11 protein-coding genes and 2 pseudogenes are annotated in these 19,357 nt (G+C 35.3%); all 13 read left to right on the top strand.

Annotation, left to right across the window (positions count from 1 at the left end; all coding sequences use genetic code 11):
* Window positions 1–1,242 precede the first annotated feature (1,242 nt).
* Window positions 1,243–2,493, top strand: a complete 1,251-nt coding sequence (locus ACCI49_RS18200) for an efflux RND transporter periplasmic adaptor subunit (protein ID WP_371840579.1) — start codon at window positions 1,243–1,245, stop codon at window positions 2,491–2,493.
* Window positions 2,494–3,002: 509 nt separating this feature from the next.
* Window positions 3,003–4,040 (top strand): TauD/TfdA family dioxygenase, encoded by a 1,038-nt coding sequence (locus ACCI49_RS18195; protein WP_371840577.1) that lies wholly within the window; start codon window positions 3,003–3,005, stop codon window positions 4,038–4,040.
* A gap of 536 nt (window positions 4,041–4,576) precedes the next feature.
* Window positions 4,577–5,269 (top strand): cysteate racemase, encoded by a 693-nt coding sequence (gene cuyB, locus ACCI49_RS18190; RefSeq protein WP_371840576.1) that lies wholly within the window; start codon window positions 4,577–4,579, stop codon window positions 5,267–5,269.
* 174 nt (window positions 5,270–5,443) lie between these two features.
* Entirely contained in the window at window positions 5,444–7,795 is a 2,352-nt protein-coding gene (locus ACCI49_RS18185) for a penicillin acylase family protein (protein ID WP_371840575.1), read from the top strand.
* Complete coding sequence (locus ACCI49_RS18180) at window positions 7,796–9,538, top strand: cyclic peptide export ABC transporter (protein WP_371840574.1); 1,743 nt, start codon at window positions 7,796–7,798, stop codon at window positions 9,536–9,538. It begins immediately after the preceding gene.
* Window positions 9,539–9,612: 74 nt separating this feature from the next.
* Window positions 9,613–10,398: a thioesterase II family protein gene (locus ACCI49_RS18175; RefSeq protein ID WP_371840573.1), complete on the top strand. Its 786-nt coding sequence runs from the start codon at window positions 9,613–9,615 to the stop codon at window positions 10,396–10,398.
* A gap of 266 nt (window positions 10,399–10,664) precedes the next feature.
* On the top strand, window positions 10,665–11,360 hold the full coding sequence (locus tag ACCI49_RS18170; protein WP_371840572.1) for a glycosyltransferase family 32 protein: 696 nt from the start codon (window positions 10,665–10,667) through the stop codon (window positions 11,358–11,360).
* Between the two features lie 971 nt (window positions 11,361–12,331).
* Window positions 12,332–13,336 (top strand): glycosyltransferase family 32 protein, encoded by a 1,005-nt coding sequence (locus ACCI49_RS18165; RefSeq protein ID WP_371840571.1) that lies wholly within the window; start codon window positions 12,332–12,334, stop codon window positions 13,334–13,336.
* A gap of 127 nt (window positions 13,337–13,463) precedes the next feature.
* Complete coding sequence (locus tag ACCI49_RS18160; protein WP_371840570.1) at window positions 13,464–14,252, top strand: glycosyltransferase family 32 protein; 789 nt, start codon at window positions 13,464–13,466, stop codon at window positions 14,250–14,252.
* A 1-nt stretch (window position 14,253) separates the two neighbouring features.
* The gene (locus ACCI49_RS18155; RefSeq protein ID WP_371840569.1) at window positions 14,254–15,390 is read left to right on the top strand and encodes a glycosyltransferase; all 1,137 of its coding nucleotides are present in this window, start codon (window positions 14,254–14,256) and stop codon (window positions 15,388–15,390) included.
* Window positions 15,391–15,850: 460 nt separating this feature from the next.
* Window positions 15,851–17,410 (top strand): NAD(P)-binding domain-containing protein, encoded by a 1,560-nt coding sequence (locus ACCI49_RS18150; RefSeq protein WP_371840568.1) that lies wholly within the window; start codon window positions 15,851–15,853, stop codon window positions 17,408–17,410.
* Window positions 17,411–17,728: 318 nt separating this feature from the next.
* A pseudogene (locus ACCI49_RS18145) lies at window positions 17,729–18,666 on the top strand (IS1595 family transposase).
* Between the two features lie 153 nt (window positions 18,667–18,819).
* Window positions 18,820–19,357: pseudogene (locus ACCI49_RS18140) on the top strand (transposase); the annotation flags it as partial.

Raw genomic sequence — 19,357 nt, 5'->3', positions numbered from 1 at the left:
TCTATATCTGAACCAGGAATTTACGCACATTATCTCAAACTGCTGGAAGCTTCAGACTAGATATGGTAAATATTCATTAATTGCCAGCCTAAAAAAACTTTGTTATCTCAAGCATTGTTAACCCACCAAAACAATCGATTACTTCAGTTAAGGAATTGAATAATTCCAATGCGAGATACGAGACATGATTCACGTATTTGCATCATTATTTTACGAGAGTCAACGAAATAGAAGAAACTTCATTAGTTTCATTGTCAGGTAAGCAGTCTTAAATGAATTAATTTCAGAACTTGAAACATCTTACTAATACGTATTAGTATACATAAGGTCTGAGATTAATGAACTAGAGCCCATCTCTTAAAGAGAGGATTCTATATTTTGAGATGAATAGGCCTTAGCCTATTATTTATGCAATGATTTATGTTGTAGGGCGGAAGCATGATTGGGATTTGGTGATAAGGTAGCGTATTTGGAATATCTACATACGGCAGTACATTACGTCTATATTTTCAATCGCACTTTGGATATCAAATTATTCATTAGATTTTACGAATAAGGTAAAATGTAAACTTCACGCTGAAGGTTTTTGAAATTCATTTTAACTGCCATATAAGTATGGTCTCGATCCTGACTTTAACAGCTAGTTTTGAAATAAATTTTGTTGTGAAGGATTCATTCGAGTATAGAGTGAGGAAATAATAAAAGTGTGAATTAAAGATGGTTTAAGGGTACCTCTAAAAATTGCGCTTTCCTGAATTTTATCGCCCTGAAGCTCCCATGAATCGGTGCTGACGAATGCAAAAAAAGTAATTTATAGAGGTGCCTTTGAGGCTAGTTATTGTTGATCTTCATCGTATTCTAATGAGATTAATATTATTTTCTCTTAAGTCTACCCTCTTAAAAAATACAAATTCTGAGTGACTAGTATAAGATGATTGATTAAGGTCCAACAAAGAGTAGAGCCTCTCTTTGTATGATAGATCTTTATCGACTGAAAACTTGATATACGAATTCGGCATGTTTGCCATATTAAAAAATCTTAGATGGACTTCGAATTAAGCTTCATAGTTTTATGAATTCATAATTCATAATTCATAATTCATAGTGATGGATTAATCAGTAAGACATACATCAAAATTTACCCAGAAATTTTGGTAGGTCGGCGTATGGTGTCTAAGTTAGCCACACGGCCATGGCACATAGTGATAATAGAACTTTGGTGAAAAATTGGGTTATGCAGGTATGGATGTCAAAATTGAGAAAAATATATATACCCGATATAGGAAGTTGGTGTTTGCTATTATATTCTTTCTGATTTTATCGTCGATCTATGTTGGCTTAAGACCAAGTTCAGAGTCGTTTTTAAGTATTCACTCCAATTCGATTAAACTTGGCAAGGCCACCCTAGGTATTTTTGACGATTCAATAAGGATCAGAGGGCAAGTAGAACCCCTTACGACTTTATTTATCGACACAGAAAGTGGTGGTCGGGTAGAAGAGATTTATATAGAAGAAGGCAATTTAGTAGAAGAAGGCCAATTGGTAGTTAAATTATCAAATCCATCAGTTCAATTGTCAGTGATTCGCGGTGATGCTGATACAATTCAACAATTAAATAATATACGAAGTTTAGAATTAAACCTTGAACAAAATAAGCAGCGACATAAACGTGAACTCATTGATTTGGATTATCAAATTGCATTACAAAAAAAACGACTATTTCGGGCGAAGCATTCTGTGAAAACAGGCGGTGTTAGTCGTTCTGAATTAGAAGATATAGAAATCGAGTATAATTGGTACGTAAAAAGAAAGAATCTAGCCATTGAAAGTCAAAAAACCGATATACTTATGCAAGAGCAACAAATTCTCCAAATGCGTTCCTCCGCCAGGCAACTTGAACAGAATTTAGAAATAACAAGAAAGAGTTTGGAGTCTCTCAATGTTATTGCACCTGCGACAGGAAAGCTTACGTCTTTTAATTTAAAGGTTGGTCAATCAATTAAAGCAGGCGAGAGAATAGCCCAAATCGACGATTATAATCAATTCAAAGTTAAAGCGTTATTGGATGAATTTTATCTGGATCGTGTAGAAATTGGCCAATCAGCCATATTCGATAAATTAAAGGATAAAGGGGCTATGGAAATCATTAAAATATACCCCCAAGTCGAAGAAGGTAAATTTGAAGTTGATTTTGAGTTGAATGTTAGTATAGGTACTAATATGAAGAGGGGACAAACTTTGCAAGGCGCGCTACAATTGGGAGGAAACTCTGAGTCGCTATTAATCCCGAATGGGGCTTTTTATCAGTCTGGTGGTGGAAATTCAGTATATTTGATATCCGAAGATGGAACAGAGGCGAAAAAAGTTCCGGTAACGCTGGGGAGGCGTAATTCAAAGTATATAGAAGTTATTGAAGGACTGAACCAAGGAAATGAGCTTATTATATCAAGCTATAGTCGATATAATGATATTGAATTATTAAAAATTAATTAACTCTAATCCTTTGCTACTTATAAAATATATCGCTACGAGCGAAGCTGGCTGTATGGATGTGGGTTCACAATAAATATATCTGTTATAGAAGTTAGATATATTTAATCCATGATTTTATCAATAAAAGCAACTCGGATTTCAAATCCCTCAATACTGAAGAGGTGGTTTGTATTGTATTATTAAAAAGGGGGAAGGGAAGAATACACTGCGCTCGGGACCGTATGAGGTATGGATGCTGATTACGAGTTTACAGGGATGTATTCACAGCGCGTCTTGAGTGCTGTGTATTCTTTCCTTCTGACCCAGTAGTATATACAGCTAAACAGTATATAAGCCACTGCTATTGTTAATATCAATTTAGTTGGAAAGTTTATTTTCTTTGTTTCCTGTCGTCATTTCTAATGAATACTTTTTATGGGAAAAAGATCCGGGAATTAGAGATTTGCTAAAGGACGGTAATGAAATAAATTCTAAAATTATAGATATCTGCTACAGATGGACACAGAAATATGAATGAGCAAAAAACAAATATCGGAATAAAATTGGTGAGTAGGGGCACAGATAGTATTTTACCGAGTAAAAAATATGAGTGGAAAGAAATTATCAGAAGTTCGAAATTACCAGTTCTATTTGAGACTAAAGAGAGGGAGAATAATCTGGCACAATGGATTACGGATAATAGAGGTATACTTAATCAAAAGCTGCACGAGAGTGGTGCTATTTTGTTTAGAGGATTTGACCTGCATACCGATGAGGATTTCATAAATTTCCTCAATCAAGACAATTTTGAAATGTTGAGCTACCTTGAAAGGTCTAGTCCAAGAACTGCGATCGCCAAGAATGTATTTACATCCACCACATACCCTAAAGATGAAATCATAGCTCTTCATAACGAAAACTCTGCTTCAAAAATCATAGCGAAACGACTTTGGTTTTTTTGTTCCGAGGCTTCTGAAAAGGGAGGGGAAACCCCTTTAGCTGACGCTAGAAAAGTACTGAAAGCCATTGATACAGAGGTTGTGGAAAAATTTCGTTCACTCGGATGGATGTTAATCCGGAACTATTCCGATGTCCTTGGCTATTCTTGGGAGAAAGCTTTTTCTGGATTGAATAAAGCTGATGTCGAGCGATATTGCCGTGTTAACAGTATTGATTTTAGGTGGAAGGAAGACAATATTTTATGGACGAAACAGACAAGGCCTTCCACACTAATACATCCAATTACCGGGGAAGAAGCATGGTTTAATCACATCGCTTTTTGGCATAGTTCAAACTTACCGACAGAAATTCGATCAATGATGCAAGATGAGGTCGGAGAGGAAGGAATGCCCTATGATGTTCGCTATGGAGATGGATCCAAGATAGAAGACGATATAGCTAAGCATCTTAGAAATGCTTACTTAAAAGAAAAAGTGAAATTTAGTTGGCGTAATGGTGATCTTTTGCTAGTTGACAATATTTTAACTTGTCATGGTAGAGAGAGCTATAGTGGATCACGCAAAGTCCGGGTAGCGATGACAGATTCTTTTATAAGAACTGATTTATAGAACACTGTTAAATATTTGCAGGCGTTTATCTTAGTGAAAATTTATATTCCTTGTAACGAATAAAAACTATTAAATTTGTACAAATATCAGGCTTATGTTCTGAATTTAAGAAAAGTGCGACTATCTGAAACTCATATTAATTTTGGCACAAATAAAAAGTATTGATCGATAATATGTATGAATAACCTCAGCATGAACGTGTGCATATAATATTGCAGTTCTCAATGCTACACATGATTAAACTTTAAGTGAGTCTTAATAGTTTTAGAAATTTATAGAGAAAATTGCGAACCGATTATTTTTATAAAAAAGCAATTTTAATAAGTATCTTAGGATTCTTAAACTCTTTTTATATAGTCATATTTAAAAGCTTACAGAGCTTTTTAACAGAATGCAGATATTTTAAATTTGAAAATGTATCTTTTTTGGAAAACGTGAATTTGAATAGAAATTAAATCATAATCGCTAATTGGAATTCTTTAATTAATGCTTATATAACAAATAGCCAGTTAAGCACAAAGTGTTGGGAGTATGGGATGATAGGAGTTTTGGGTGGGATGGGTCCTATGGCAACTATTGATTTCCTACAGAGACTAATTGATTTAACTAATGGACGTTCTGATCAAGAGCATGTTCCAACATTAGTTTGCTCTCTCCCTCAAATACCGGATAGAAGTAGCTATATAGTTGCCAAGGGGGAAGATCCTTACCCATTACTACTTGATGCAATTAATAGGCTCATTTCAGGTGGGGCAGAAAGTATTGTTATTCCCTGCTGTACGGCCCACCATTGGTATGACATGCTTGTGGATAATTCTTCAATCCCAATTTTTCATGTTGCTATAGAAATTGCTGAATATCTTAAAGCTAAAAATATTCAAAAAGTCGGCTTGATAGCAACAGAAGGCACATATAAATCAAATTATTTTAAACGGATTTTAAAACAGTATGGCATCGAAGTTACTTATCCGAACAACTTGGATATTCAAATGATAATGGCAGGAATACGGCAAATCAAGCACGGATCATTAAATCTTGGAGCAAAGAATCTTTTGCGGGTGATGAATCACAAAAATTACAGTGAAATTCAGAAATGGATATTGGGTTGTACTGAATTACCCTTAGCGTTACGAAGCTTCAATCAAGAACTATTATCGGGGTGTGTTGATTCAAATGAAATTTTAGCAAGAGCTTGTTTTGAATACTGGGAAAACAAAGCCAGCAAATAAGTCCTTATATTTATTTCTTCAGCCATTAATAGATTACAGATTGTTATGATTTATAAATCATTTCCTATATTTTCTCGAATATCTATATTTATTTTTTTGCCCTTGATAATACTTTCTTGCATTGTCAGTCTATATCTAATGCAGAGTCTTCCAAAAAGGGGTGGAACGATACAAGTGGACGGTTTAGATTTTCCAGTAAAGATCACTAGAGACCGGTATAATGTACCCCATATTGATGCGGAAAGTGACCACGATGCTTTTTTTGCAATGGGTTTTCTACATTCACAAGATCGAATGTGGCAAATGGAATATAAGAGGAGGTTAGGTCAAGGCCGATTGAGTGAGTTTTTAGGTGTCGGTGCACTAGATATCGATAAACTAATGAGAACTCTCGGTCTATATCGAGCTGCTAAATCTGTAGTAGAAAGCCTTGATGAACGTTCTTTGGCAGCCCTCAATGCTTATGTTGATGGAGTTAATGCTGGAATTGAAGAACAGAAAATACTTCCTGTTGAGTATTACCTCTTGGGAGTAACTCCTGAAGTATGGACGCCAGCTGACTCAATTTTACAAATTAAATTAATGGCTTTCAACTTGGGAGCAACTTTTGGAGACGATATCACCTATGATTTACTTATGAAAGAGCTTGGTGTAAGGAAGGCATCAATGTTATTTTCAGACTATCCAGATAATGCTTTAACTGTAACTAAAGTATCGAACCGTATTGAAGATTTAATAAGAGAACGTCTACTGGCAATTAATTCTACTCTAGAAGATAAATATAATTTGGGTGGTATAGGTCTTGGCAGTAATGGGTGGGTGGTATCTGGGAAGCATACAAGATCTAAAAAACCGATACTTGCAAATGATCCGCACCTAACCACCGAAATTCCATCAGTATGGTATTTGGCAGAAATAAATGGGCACGAAATAAATGTAATGGGTGCGACTATACCCGGATTACCATTTGTTGTATTAGGACATAATAAAAATATAGCTTGGGGCGGCACAAATTTATATGCGGACGTACAAGATATATTTATAGAGAAACAGAATCCATATGAGGAGCATAAATATCTAGTTGAGGGTGAATGGCAGTCAATGACAATTAATGAAGAGTGGATAAAAATAAAGTCAAATTTTCCATCTTTTCTTAATGAAAAAATTCCTCCAATTAAATGGTTAGCAAGAAGTACACGTCACGGTCCATTAATTAGCGATGTGATAGGTAATGTGAATCAACCTTTAGCTCTTAGTTGGACAGCTCTTGAATCGGGAGATCAATCTTTTGAAGGCTTTCTAAAAATAAATTATGCTAGTGATTGGCACAGCTTTAAGAACGCCCTTACGAACTATAGCGCACCAGCTCTGAATTTTATATATGCTGATCGCGAAGGCAATATTGGATATATTGCAGGAGGCAAGATACCTGTTAGAAATAGTGGTGATGGCAGTCTCCCTGTTCCAGGCTGGGATTCTAATTATGATTGGCATGATTACATTTCAATCGAGAGTCTTCCCCAAGAATTTAATCCTCCATCGGGTATTATAATAACAGCCAACAATAAAGTTCACGATGACGAATATCCTTTCCATATTTCTAGTAGATGGGAGCCTCCCTATAGGGCCCAGCGTATAAATGAAGTAATTCTTTCGTCTTTAGATGAAAATAAATCTTTAAATGTTCAACAACTTGTTGATATACAAGGAGACGTTGTAAGTTTACAGGCAAGAAAAATGATTTCTCTATTAGGTAATATTAAGCCAAAAACTTATAAGCAAGAAGAGGCCCTTTATAAAATTAAACATTGGGATGGATCGTTAGACATGGATAGTGAAGTTGCGACTATATACCAATCCTGGCTAAGAAATTTTTATAGATTATTACTGGCAGACGATTTGAAAGGAGAGTTATTATATCAGGAACGAAGTAATCGTTTACAAAGATTTCTAGAAAAATTGCAACCCCTATTTATTCAGAAAATTTTTAATGAAAAGAAATATCCTGATTATCAGGAGTGGTGTGACAACACTCTAACATATAATAAAGTGGAAAGTTGTCATGACTTGGCTAGACAAGCTTTCGACGAAATGTTTCACGAATTAGGACGTTTACCTGGTGATAATTTAGAATGGGGAAATGTTCATCATACGCATTACTCACATCCTGTTTTTTCAAACATCAAGATATTGAATAATATATTTGACAGAGAAATTGAAAGTGGAGGAGATGGCTATAGCATTAATGTGGCAACTTGGCAATACTCACTGGATAAGGGCTACCAACAAATTACTAGTGCAAGTTATCGGCAAGTTATTGATCTAAATGATTGGAATGAAAGCCGATTTATAATAAACACAGGGCAAAGTGCAAACATACTAAGTGAACACTATGATGACTATATTGGTCGTCACCGTGATGTAGAGTTACTCCCCATGCTATTTAACAGTGAATTCGATCAAGGCATTAATTCTAAACTCATGCTTCAACCTTTTGCTAAAGGTAGCATAAAGGAAAGTATATAAATGAAAACGAGTAGCTCACTCAATAACATTCGACTTTCAAGAATACTTAGTGCCACAGCACCAAATAAGGTATTTGTAGCGATACTATTCGGCGGAATTTCTGGGTTGGCGTATTCTTTAATAATACCTTTAATATTACTTTCTCTACAGGACCCTTTACCTCGACTTCTGAGTGCACAAGAGGCAAATTCATTTTATCTATTTGGAAATATAGAAGTATCGAAACCAAAGATAGCTTTGGCATTCCTATTAGTTTGTATTTTTATACTCTTATCAAGATCTGCCTCACAAATAATATTAACTAGACTTGCAACTGACGTTGCTGTCGATTTTCGAAAAATGTTATATCATCGTATAGTTCAACTACCAATCCGAGATCTAGAAACTATTGGACCGTCCCGATTACTGGCCGCTGTAACGACTGATATACCTCAGATTGTGAGTGCCGCAGGTGTATTTCCACGGATTTTAATTAATAGTTCAATTCTCTTGGGACTTTTGGGGTATCTATTCTATCTCAATATTGAAATATTTTATTTTATCATAGGTATGATGGTATTCGGATCATTGACATATCGTATTCCTTTCATTTTGGGTGAACGATTTATGGCAAAGGCTCGTAATTGCCATGATGTCTTACAGGAAGGTCTGCGGGGCCTCATTTATGGAGCAAAAGATCTTAAAATTAATAAAGATAGACGCTGGGATTTTCTTGAAAAGAAACTGGAAGATGTAGAAGAGAATTTAAGAAGCTACCAAAAGAAAGGTGATTCCTTGGTTTTATTTGGTGTGACTTACGGAGATATGATTGGCTTCTTTTCAATTGGTACAGTTACTTTTATCATGGTGAATTACCATTCTTTTTCAAAAGATATTTTATTCGGAACAGTGACTGTCATGTTATATATTACAGGTCCGATATCGATGATTATTAACTCGATTGGCCCAATTATTCAGGCAGGCGTATCGAAAAGAAAATTAGAGAAACTTTTGAATGAAATGCCTATTGAAAACTATCATGCAACATCGAAATTACCAAATTTTGATTCAATTGAACTAAAAAACATTACATATATGTATTCAAGGAAGCAGAATGAAGAGGATTCTTTTAGAGTAGGTCCTATAAATTTAGTTTTCAACCGAGGCGAAATCATTTTTTTGACTGGTGGTAATGGATCAGGAAAAAGTACACTCGCAAAGTTAATATCACTCCATTATATTCCTGAACAAGGCGAAATTAGCTTTGGCTCGAATATTGTAACCGATGAAAATAGGGACGCACTTAGGCAGTCCATATCTGCTATATATTCGGATTTTTATTTGTTCACAGAACTATTTGGCTTTAATGACAGGGATATAGATTATGTAGCCAATATGTATATAGACGATTTGGGTTTAAGGGGAAAAGTGTCAATTAAGGAGGGAAAATTTTCTACTACAGAACTATCAGATGGTCAAAAGAAACGATTAGCATTACTCATAGCATATCTGGAAGACCGTGAAATATTTATATTTGACGAATGGGCTGCAGATCAAGACCCCAAATTTAAGGGTATTTTTTATAAAAAAATTATTCCATCTTTAATAAAGATGAACAAGATAGTAATTGTTATTAGTCATGACGATAGATATTTTGATAACGCGGATAAACTTATTAAAATGTCTGCTGGAAAAGTAATTGATGTAAAGCAATATGTAAATGGGGATCTTAGCAGTATTAGTCATTTAGATACATATACATAATATTCTCTATTGCTTCGTCGTGCATGTTTATGGACGAGCCGTATTTTACTAAATATATATTGGTGTTTAGATCAGTGGACTCTATAAATCAATCAAAGTGGTTTGTTTGCTCAAAAAAAAGATTGTCAGCGAAAATGCGCTTGTTTTGTCTTCCATACGCCGGTGGAAATGCTTCCACCTATTTACCATGGGAGGAATCCTTACCGGAATTTGTTAAGCTAATCGCAATTCAACCTCCTGGACGTGCAAATAGAATCTGTGAGGCAAAGTATACCTCTATGTATTCTTTGGTAACAGATATGTATCAAGCTATAGAGCCGTATCTAGATAAACCATATGTAATTTTTGGACATAGTGTTGGTAGCAGGGTTGGATTTGAATTAGTCAGATCTATAAAACAAAACGGAAAGCTCATGCCAATTCATTTTTTTGCATCTGGGAGTAGGGCTCCAAATATTTGTGGCGCTACAAAAAAAATTTACAATTTGCCCGAAAGTGAATTCATTAAAGAGTTGATGTCGTTTAATGGAACTCCCAAAGAATTATTTAAAAACCGGGAACTTTTATCATTATTAATCCCACTTTTACGTGCAGACTTTCAAATTTCTGAGGACTATCAGTTTACAGGTGATGAATGCCTTAAGTGTGACCTTTCTATCTTCAGTGGTGAGTCTGATGATAGTATAAGTGAGTCTGAACTTATTGAATGGAAACGTTTTTTCAATGGAAGGAATTCATCAGAAGTATTCCAAGGGGGACACTTTTTCATCCAACAAGATAGGGATAGTGTAGTAAGAAAGATCAGTACGACACTAAATAATATTCTTCTTCACACAATGGGACATAATATCAGTATGTGATTTATCTCGGAGCCGCTGAAAATTATACCGGATGATAGCGGTGTGACGATATAGTTAATGATTGTGAGCTATTCATAGAACCAAGTTTGTAAAGCGACGTCTTCGCCACCTAGCTAAATAATATTTATAATGCCCTTTACGAATTTAATATGAATGCTGTGGAAGATAATCTTGAAATTCAAGTGCAGTCCTTGCCTGTATTTAATTTTAATTAAAACTAAAGCATAAGACTTATAATTAATATTAATTTTTTTACTGATAACGATATGTCATCTCATAATATTCCAAAGATAATTCATCAAACATGGAAAGATGATTCAATACCAATTGAATATCAATCCTACGTACGTTCTGTTAAAAAATTTCACTCAGATTGGGAATATAAATTATGGACAGACACCGACATGCTGAATTTTGTGAAAGATTTCTATCCGGAATTTCTTTGTATCTATCAAAATTATCATACTGTAATACAAAAATGTGATTTCTTTAGATATTTGATAGTCAAGCATTTCGGAGGGTTTTACTTGGATCTAGATGTAGAAATTATATGTTCATTAAGTGAATTGATAGATCAACAGGATAATGTGTTTTTTGTTGAGAAGATACTTAGCCGTGAAGAATGTATTTTCTACGGAAATAGGGACTCAATAAGAATCTCTAACTACGCCTTTGGAACAATTCCTCATCATATATTCTGGGACTATTTTTTAACGTATCTGATCCAACCGCGATTCTCAAGTAGACCAATCACAAATGATAATGATATTTTGGAAAGTACTGGGCCCGGGATATTAACTACAGTTTTTCATGATTATAATAAATCATACAATACACCGCTTAATGTTTTAAAACCTAGTCATTCACAAGAGAGCGCTTGCTCCTGTAAAAAAGGAGTTATTCCTTCTTGCACTGTAGGAAAATATGGCTACCATGCCCACTTTGGAACCTGGAGACTTTAATCATAGATTGGACTAATAAGAACATGGCAAAAATTTTTTAACTCCTTCAAGTGTTGGATAAATATATTTTTTTTAGAATTATTTTTAGGAGTTTGGTTTTTTCGATCGACCGTACACCGTTCATTTTGCTCTTACCTTAAGGGTCTGTATACATTCTTAGATCTGGCAATGTTGCGTAGCATGGCTATAAATTTATTAGCATTTTGCGCTAAAAATTTAAAATCTATTTTGAGGGACACTCTATTGCGAAGCGGAAGTACTATTTTATTGATTAAGGTAATTATTTTATAATTTCCTAGATAAATCGTGGTAAGAGATTAAAGAGTTATCGTTCTGTAGAATTTATCTTAGAGTTACTATTTTGTTGCCGATTTCTACCAAAAATGGAGACTACAAGGAAAAAGTTTTAGAAGTTTGACCTTAAAGGTATCTTATAAATTTAGGATACTGGACTACCGATGTTTGTAATTGGGAGATATACCGGTACAAGTTTACATTTTTTAAGGGGACAAGATCTGTATCTTTCTGCTGTTAAGTGTAAACAAGTAATACGCGATAACGAAATCTATCGTGTTTTTCTGGCAACCAATGTATTAATTCTATATTAGACAGACTCAATATAATTCAATTTTTGGAAAAATTTCGCTGAAGTAAATAGACATTACAATACTCGTAGAGTTCTGCATTACTTATATAAATGTGTTGTGAGAACTTAAATGTAAAAAATTTCTACATATTTTTAGGTGATATGTCTTTACCCCTAAAGGTAAATTAATTTAAATTCATAATGGTTTATGTGTGCAGGCACTTGTACCGCTAATACTATCAAGTCTAATAGTGGATCTATAAAAGATGAATTTCCCATTAATATATGACAGGTGTAATTTTTAAATTTGATCTTTATGTGAAAAAGATACAGCGTTAATTATTTTAAGATTTGCAAATTATATATCAGGTTATAAAAAAACGTTATGAAGATACCTAAAATATTACACCAAACGTGGAAAACTAGTTCTATCCCTAAACATTGGGAGAGATTTCAGAGTGAATGGATTGATTTTCACCCCGATTGGGAATATCGTCTCTGGACAGATGAAGATAACCGTAGATTTATTGAAAAAGAATATCCAGATTTTTTAGAATTATATGACAGTTATCCTTACAATATTCAACGCGCTGATGCAATAAGATACTTTATTCTACATAAACTTGGTGGCGTATATGTTGATTTGGATTATCAATGTATACAGAATATAGAAAAATTGTTAAATGATAAAACTTGTGTAGTGGGTCTTGAACCGAATGCACATAGTTTGGAACAAGGTCTTGATAAGATGCTTTGTAATGCATTTATGGCAGTCACCCCCGATCACAGTTTTATGTGTTCTATTATAGAATTAATGAAGAAAAGGATAAGAGATTCATATCCTCCCGATGGAGGAAGAGGAATTTTGTGGTCCACCGGCCCCATTCTATTGACCGACGCGTTCAAATTTACTTGTGCGGCTGATTTGGAGTTATTGCCATCATCGGTATTAAGTCCTTTTTGTTCTGGAGATTCAGAACTGGCAGAGCTTAGTTCTTGTAGTAAGCGGTCTGTGGAACTGAGAGAAATCCTGATTAAGGATGGTTGCTTTGCTGTTCATCATTGGCATAACTCATGGAGCAAACCTTCAGAAGAACTGAAAAATTCTATGCCAAATGAGATCTCTGGCTATATCTTCATTCCAGGTAAAGATTCTCCTGGCTTCGATCTTAAAGATGGAGGTCGAGATGTAGCATCGCTTGCGCAGCAATGTAGTCTTATGGATAGAGCCGTAGGGTTCAATACTGATGGTTATATAAAATCTAAAATATCGGCCTTAAAATTCTTGTCGAGGATGTCCAACCCAAATGGTAATGAAGGTCTATATATTAAAAGAAATTTAATGGACCAGTACCTATCAGGTGAAAGTTTAGAATCAATCAAGGTCTAATTGTTTCTTAAAGAAATTTAATATGTATTGCAAGACTGTTTCCTAAAAGCCAATCAAGGACCGTTACTAGATTTAGAACTTCTAGCCATTTAAATGTTAAACTTATAAGCGATATTAAAGTAATTAAATGAATGAATCATATATACCAAAATTAATTCATGTGACCTGGAAAAGTAAAAATTTACCGGATAATTTTTCTAGGGTACTTAGTTATTGGAAATCACTTAACCCTAATTATAAAATCGTATTATGGACTGACGAAGATAATAGAAATCTCATTAGAGAAAAGTTTCCATTTTTCCTGGAAGTTTATGATTCATATACAAATCACATTCAACGAGTGGATGCTGTAAGATATTGTATACTTTATACTTATGGCGGAATATATGTAGATTTAGATTTTTTACCAATAAGGCCGCTAGGCACATTTTTTGAAGGTAAAAAATGTGTACTTTCAAAAGAGCCGCCTTTCGCTGCAGAACGTCGTAATATGAGAAAGATCATCTCGAATGCAATGATGGCCTCCATTCCAAGGCTTAATTTCTTTAAATGTATAATTGATGAAATGGCAAGCAACTATAAGTTGTTTGATCATTTGGACGAGGAATCAAGGGTCCTGGAGACCACTGGACCATTTATGTTGACAAAGGCCTATGATATTTATCATCCTGATAGAGATATTCACTTAATTGAGTACAATAATTTTTTTCCTTTTGATGTATTTGAGATAGAAAGAATGTATGAATCTGGAGAATATTATGATGGGGAAGGCTCTTTATCTCAAACTATTGCTATCCACCTTTTCTGCGGTACCTGGTGGAAAGACACCCCAATTATATATTGTCCTGATAAGTTATACTCCATATTAGGGAATTCAGAAATGATATCAAATGGAAAGAATAAATACGGAATTTAACATGCGTGGAATTAAATTTATTTCATTACATGAAAAATCTGGCTATGGAGTAGCTGGATATCGATATTTACAAGGTTTGATTAATAGTGGAATTCCTGTTACTTGGACACCAATGGTTAAGGGAGATGAGTGGGGAATGGAATATCAACCATTTCGTAACTCAGATCCTGGTATAACATTTTTTTCAACTGTCTGTAACATTGAAATTGAATATGATCTGGTAATAGTTCACACAGTTCCTGAATATTTTCCGGAATGGAAGAGGATAGAGGGCGATAAGATAGTTGTTGGCTGTACTGTTTGGGAAACTGATAAATTACCATTGCAATGGCTGGATTTATTAAATAGTGTAGATGCTCTTTTAGTTCCCTGTGCTTGGAATAAGGAAGTATTCCAACTTCATGAGATAGATCCACCTGTATTAATCTACCCTCATATATGTACCAATCAGACGCTACCTGAAAATTTTAATTACCCTGAAATTAGGGATGAAGAATTTGTTTTTTATACAATCAATACATGGACTGAGCGAAAGGCAATTTCTGATACTGTAAAAGCCTATTTGAGAACATTTAGTTATTCTGATCCCGTGTGTTTATTAATCAAGACCACAGAGATTGACTTCACAGTATCCGAGTTTGAAAAAAAAGTATCAGATACTATTTCTGAGATTATTAGCCGATTTCCACAGCCAGCTAAAATAATATTAGTTACTGGTGATAATTTGGATGATAGCCAAATTTTGAATATTCATAGAAGAGGTGATTGTTACATATCCCTTACTCGTACAGAGGGGTGGGGCATGGGTGCCTTTGATGCGGCGACGTATGAAAAACCGGTGATCATTACAGGTCACGGAGGGCATACGGACTATTTGCCGAAAGATCTTGCTTATCTAGTTGATTATACTTTAATACCTGTTGAATATCATGAAAAAAGTTTTTTGTACTCTCGTGACCAAAAATGGGCACAACCGGATCTCTCCCATGCCGTAGATCTAATGAGAGAAATTTTTGAGAATAGGAAAGACTTAAATGATAAAAAATCTAAACTCAAGAGTTTCATTGTTGATAAATTTAACGAAACCACAGTAACTAATAATCTGTTTAAAGACCTTCATCGAGTTCTTAAATATTAAATTTCGGTAATATTTACTTCTATTTTTTGATATTAGTTTAAACCATCCAGCCGTATTTTATAATACGGGTGATATGATTTGTCACATTTTAATTAAATTTAATATTAACTCATCCTTGGTATATTAATAGGGTCACCATTAAAACCATTTTGTTTTTTATATGCGTAGTTTATAGGTGGAACCATTATTATTAATAGTTAATTATGTTATTTATTTCTTAGCTTGCTCTCGTGGTATTTAGAATTCATTCATATTTAACATGTGAGTCATTTATTTAACAATTGAATTTGTTAATAGGTAGACAATATTTTAGACGACATGAATGCTATCAGTTTTAAATGATTTTTGAAGGTTTGCGAGGTGACGGCCTGGGAACTTTAAAATTATTATGTCCATTAAGTTAACTAACTATATGGCAACCTAGTAATTTATTAAACATATTTTTAGTGGGAATATTTTTATGAATAATAATGTATCTTTGGACTACCTCATTATTGGTGCTGGTCCTGCGGGGATTCAAATGGGATATTTTATGGATCAGGCGGGACTCAATTACAGAATCGTAGAAAAAGGAGAGCAGCCTGGACATTTTTTTAAAAAATATCCTCGTCATAGAAAATTGATATCGATTAATAAGGTTTTTACTGGCATCGATGATGATGAAAAAAATCTCCGATGGGACTGGAACTCCTTATTAGGTAGTGATGCCCCTTTATTTAAAGAATATAGTAGTAGTTATTTTCCATCTGCAGACGATTATCTACATTACTTAGATGATTTTTCTAAAAAATTTCAACTAAGAATTGATTATAATACAGTTATTGATAAAATATCCAAACCTTTAGGGTTTATAGCTAAAAGCTCATGTGGGAAAGCCTATAAGACGAAGAGAATAATAGTCGCAACAGGGGTTTCAAGGCTCTATTTTCCGGATATTGAGGGCATTGAACTTGCTGAAACTTATGAAACTTTTTCAGTTAATCCTACTGACTATGAAAATCAAGACGTTCTTATAATTGGAAAAGGAAATTCTGGTTTTGAGACTGCCGATAATCTAATTGAGTCGGCTGCAAAAATTCATATTGCCAGCCCTAACCCGATAAAGCTTGCATGGAGTACTAAATTTGTAGGTAATTTGCGCGCAGTAAATAATAATTTTTTGGACACTTACCAGCTGAAGTCACAAAATGCTATTCTTGACGGGAATATTCGAAGTATCCAGAAATATAATAACAAATACATTGTTACTTTAAACTATAGCCATGCTAAAGGAGAAGTTGAGGAACTGGTCTATGATAGAGTATTGATATGTACTGGATTTAAGTTTGATGCGTCTATATTTGATGATGGATGTAAACCAGAATTATCTATCTGTGATCGCTTTCCAAAAATGAACGAGCAATGGGAGTCGAGTAATATCCGAGATCTTTTCTTTGCTGGAACTATTACTCAACAAAGGGATTATCGGAAAACAGCTAGCGGATTTATCCATGGCTTTCGATATAATGTTAGGTCATTATTTAGGTTTTTGGAGGATCGCTTCGAGCAGAAACCTTGGCCATATAATAGACTTGTCTCCGAAGGATCAAAGATAGTAGAGCGGATAATTTCTCGCGTAAATCGGTCTTCAGGACTATGGCAGCAATATGGTTTTCTGTGTGATATAGTGTCTGTAAATAGTGAAAGTGGCTATGCTTGTTATTGGGAAGAGATGCCAAAAAGCTACGCTGAAAAGTGCTTCGTTAATCACGACCACTACTATGTTATAACATTGGAATTTGGTGACATAACCTCAGATCCATTTTCAATTGAACGTAACCCTGATCCAGATTACGCAGCTGATAGTGTATTTTTACACCCTGTAATTAGAAGATTTAAGTCTGGGATGCTAATTGCGGAGCATCATTTATTGGAGGATCTACACTCTGATTGGTCGAGAGAATGTCATATCGAGCCACTTTGTGAGTTTATAAATGCTCAACTTAAGTCTTTGAGTATGGAGAAATTAAAAGTTGAATAGTTTTTACTTAATCTTACAGGTATCGATTTTCAATAGGAGTTTTGTCAGGTCTAGATTATGAGCTTACTGCTTGGATTTCTGCCGTTCTAAGATGTTGCCATTGAATAATGATTCTAGTTCTTACCTCCTTTGATAATTACTATAGTACACTAACCCTTAGTTGGTCTATTTTATTGCTTTCTATTATGTAGTCAGATTATGGCTTACAGCTATGGTTTATAAAATCTCATTATAAGACTTTCTAATTACCATTCTTGATAAGTTACGGGCAACTGTATATAAGTACAGATGTTTGTTTGATATGCAAGGAAATCTACTATGGCTCGTAACAAAGTGCAGTTTCAGAAGGGCATTAGTTTGACCCAATTCCTTAAAGTATACGGAGTTGAAGAGTAGTACTTCAACGCGCTTTGCTAATGGCGTTGGCCAAACGCCTTCTGCTGTCCTTACTGCGAACATCACAAGCATTACGACCTGTCTTATCGTAAGTTTAAACAGTACAATCAGTATTCACGTTAAACGTCGGTCACCTCTCGTACAATCTTCGATTTCACAAAGTTAACTCTTACTACTTGTTTCCTCGGGATTTATCTCATACGCAGGATAAGAAAGGCATTTCTTGTATGGAATTGTGACGTCATTTGGGTATCTCTTACAACGCAGCTTGACGTATGAAGTAAAAACTCATGTAAGTAATGATGGAACGAGACCACCATTATAAACTGTCTGGCTTCGTTGAATTGGATGACGCCTATCTTGGCGGAGAACGTACTGGATGCAAGCCCGGGCGCGGAGCCAAGGTTAAAACCCCTTTTGTAGATGCCGTCGAAACCACCAGGTAAGGATGCCCCCCGTATCAAGCTCTCTCTTGTCAAAGGCTTCAAGAACAGCGAAATCTCTACTTGAAGCAAGAAACATCTCTGCCGCGGTAGCACAGCAATCTCCGATGGTCTTGCGTGCTTCAACGCCGTGAAAGACGCTGGCTGTGTGCATGACCAGATTGTTTGTAGTAGCGGTGGGGTTTGTCTTGATGAACCTGAATTATATTGGGTGAATACTGTGCTCGGTAAATTAAAGAGTACCCTGCGTAGCACCTACCATGCGATTAGGCGAAATATACGCAGCGTTATTTGGCTAAATTTCAATATCGGTTTAATCGAAGATTTGATTTGTCAGCGCTCATTCCTCGACTTATTTTTTTCTCACTCCGCGCACCACCAATGCCAGAAAGGTTGCTGAAAGTTGGCTTAGCATAGGTGGTAATTATGAAAGAATATATATTATTTATTTCATATGTGAGAATTTTTGCTAGGAATTTATTATTACTCTATACGGAAAATACAAAGGGGCTTCTGAATAGTTCTGCGATGCTACTTCTTATTAGGAAGATTCACAGTTTGTGTGCGGTTTCAGAAGACAAGCCCAACCGCAAGAATGACACCACCTCAAAAACCATGAAAAGCCCCGCTGGCAGTGTCGAGCTGCAGACGCCGCGGGACCGTGCCGGGACCTTTGAACCTCAAGTCGTCAAGAAACATCAAACCCAGCTTATCGACGAGCTGGAGCGCAAGTTGATTGCTCTGGTTGCCTTGTGCAACAGCTACCAGGACATCCGCACACATATTGCAGATATCCATGGCATGCCGCTTTCCAACGGCCGCATCAACACCGTTACCGAAAAGTTGCTACTTGAACTTCAGGCCTGGCGTGAACGCGACCTGAAAGCTGTTCACCCCATTGTTTTGCTGATGCTATTCACTACAAAATTGCTAGTGTTGATGGTCTGCAGGGTTTCACTGAGGCCATAGAGAGCATCTATCCTGCTACCGAGATCCAGCACTGCATTATCCACCAGGTACGTAACTCACTGAAGTATGTGGCTTTAAAAAATCAGAAGGCCTTTATGGCTGATCTTAAGTGCGTCTACAAAGCAGCAACGCTCAATGC

Origin of the sequence: Microbulbifer epialgicus, from assembly GCF_041447265.1 — a bacterium.
GTDB lineage: Bacteria > Pseudomonadota > Gammaproteobacteria > Pseudomonadales > Cellvibrionaceae > Microbulbifer > Microbulbifer epialgicus.
Note: the sequence above shows the minus strand (reverse complement) of the source record. Positions and strands in the feature narration are given on the sequence as shown.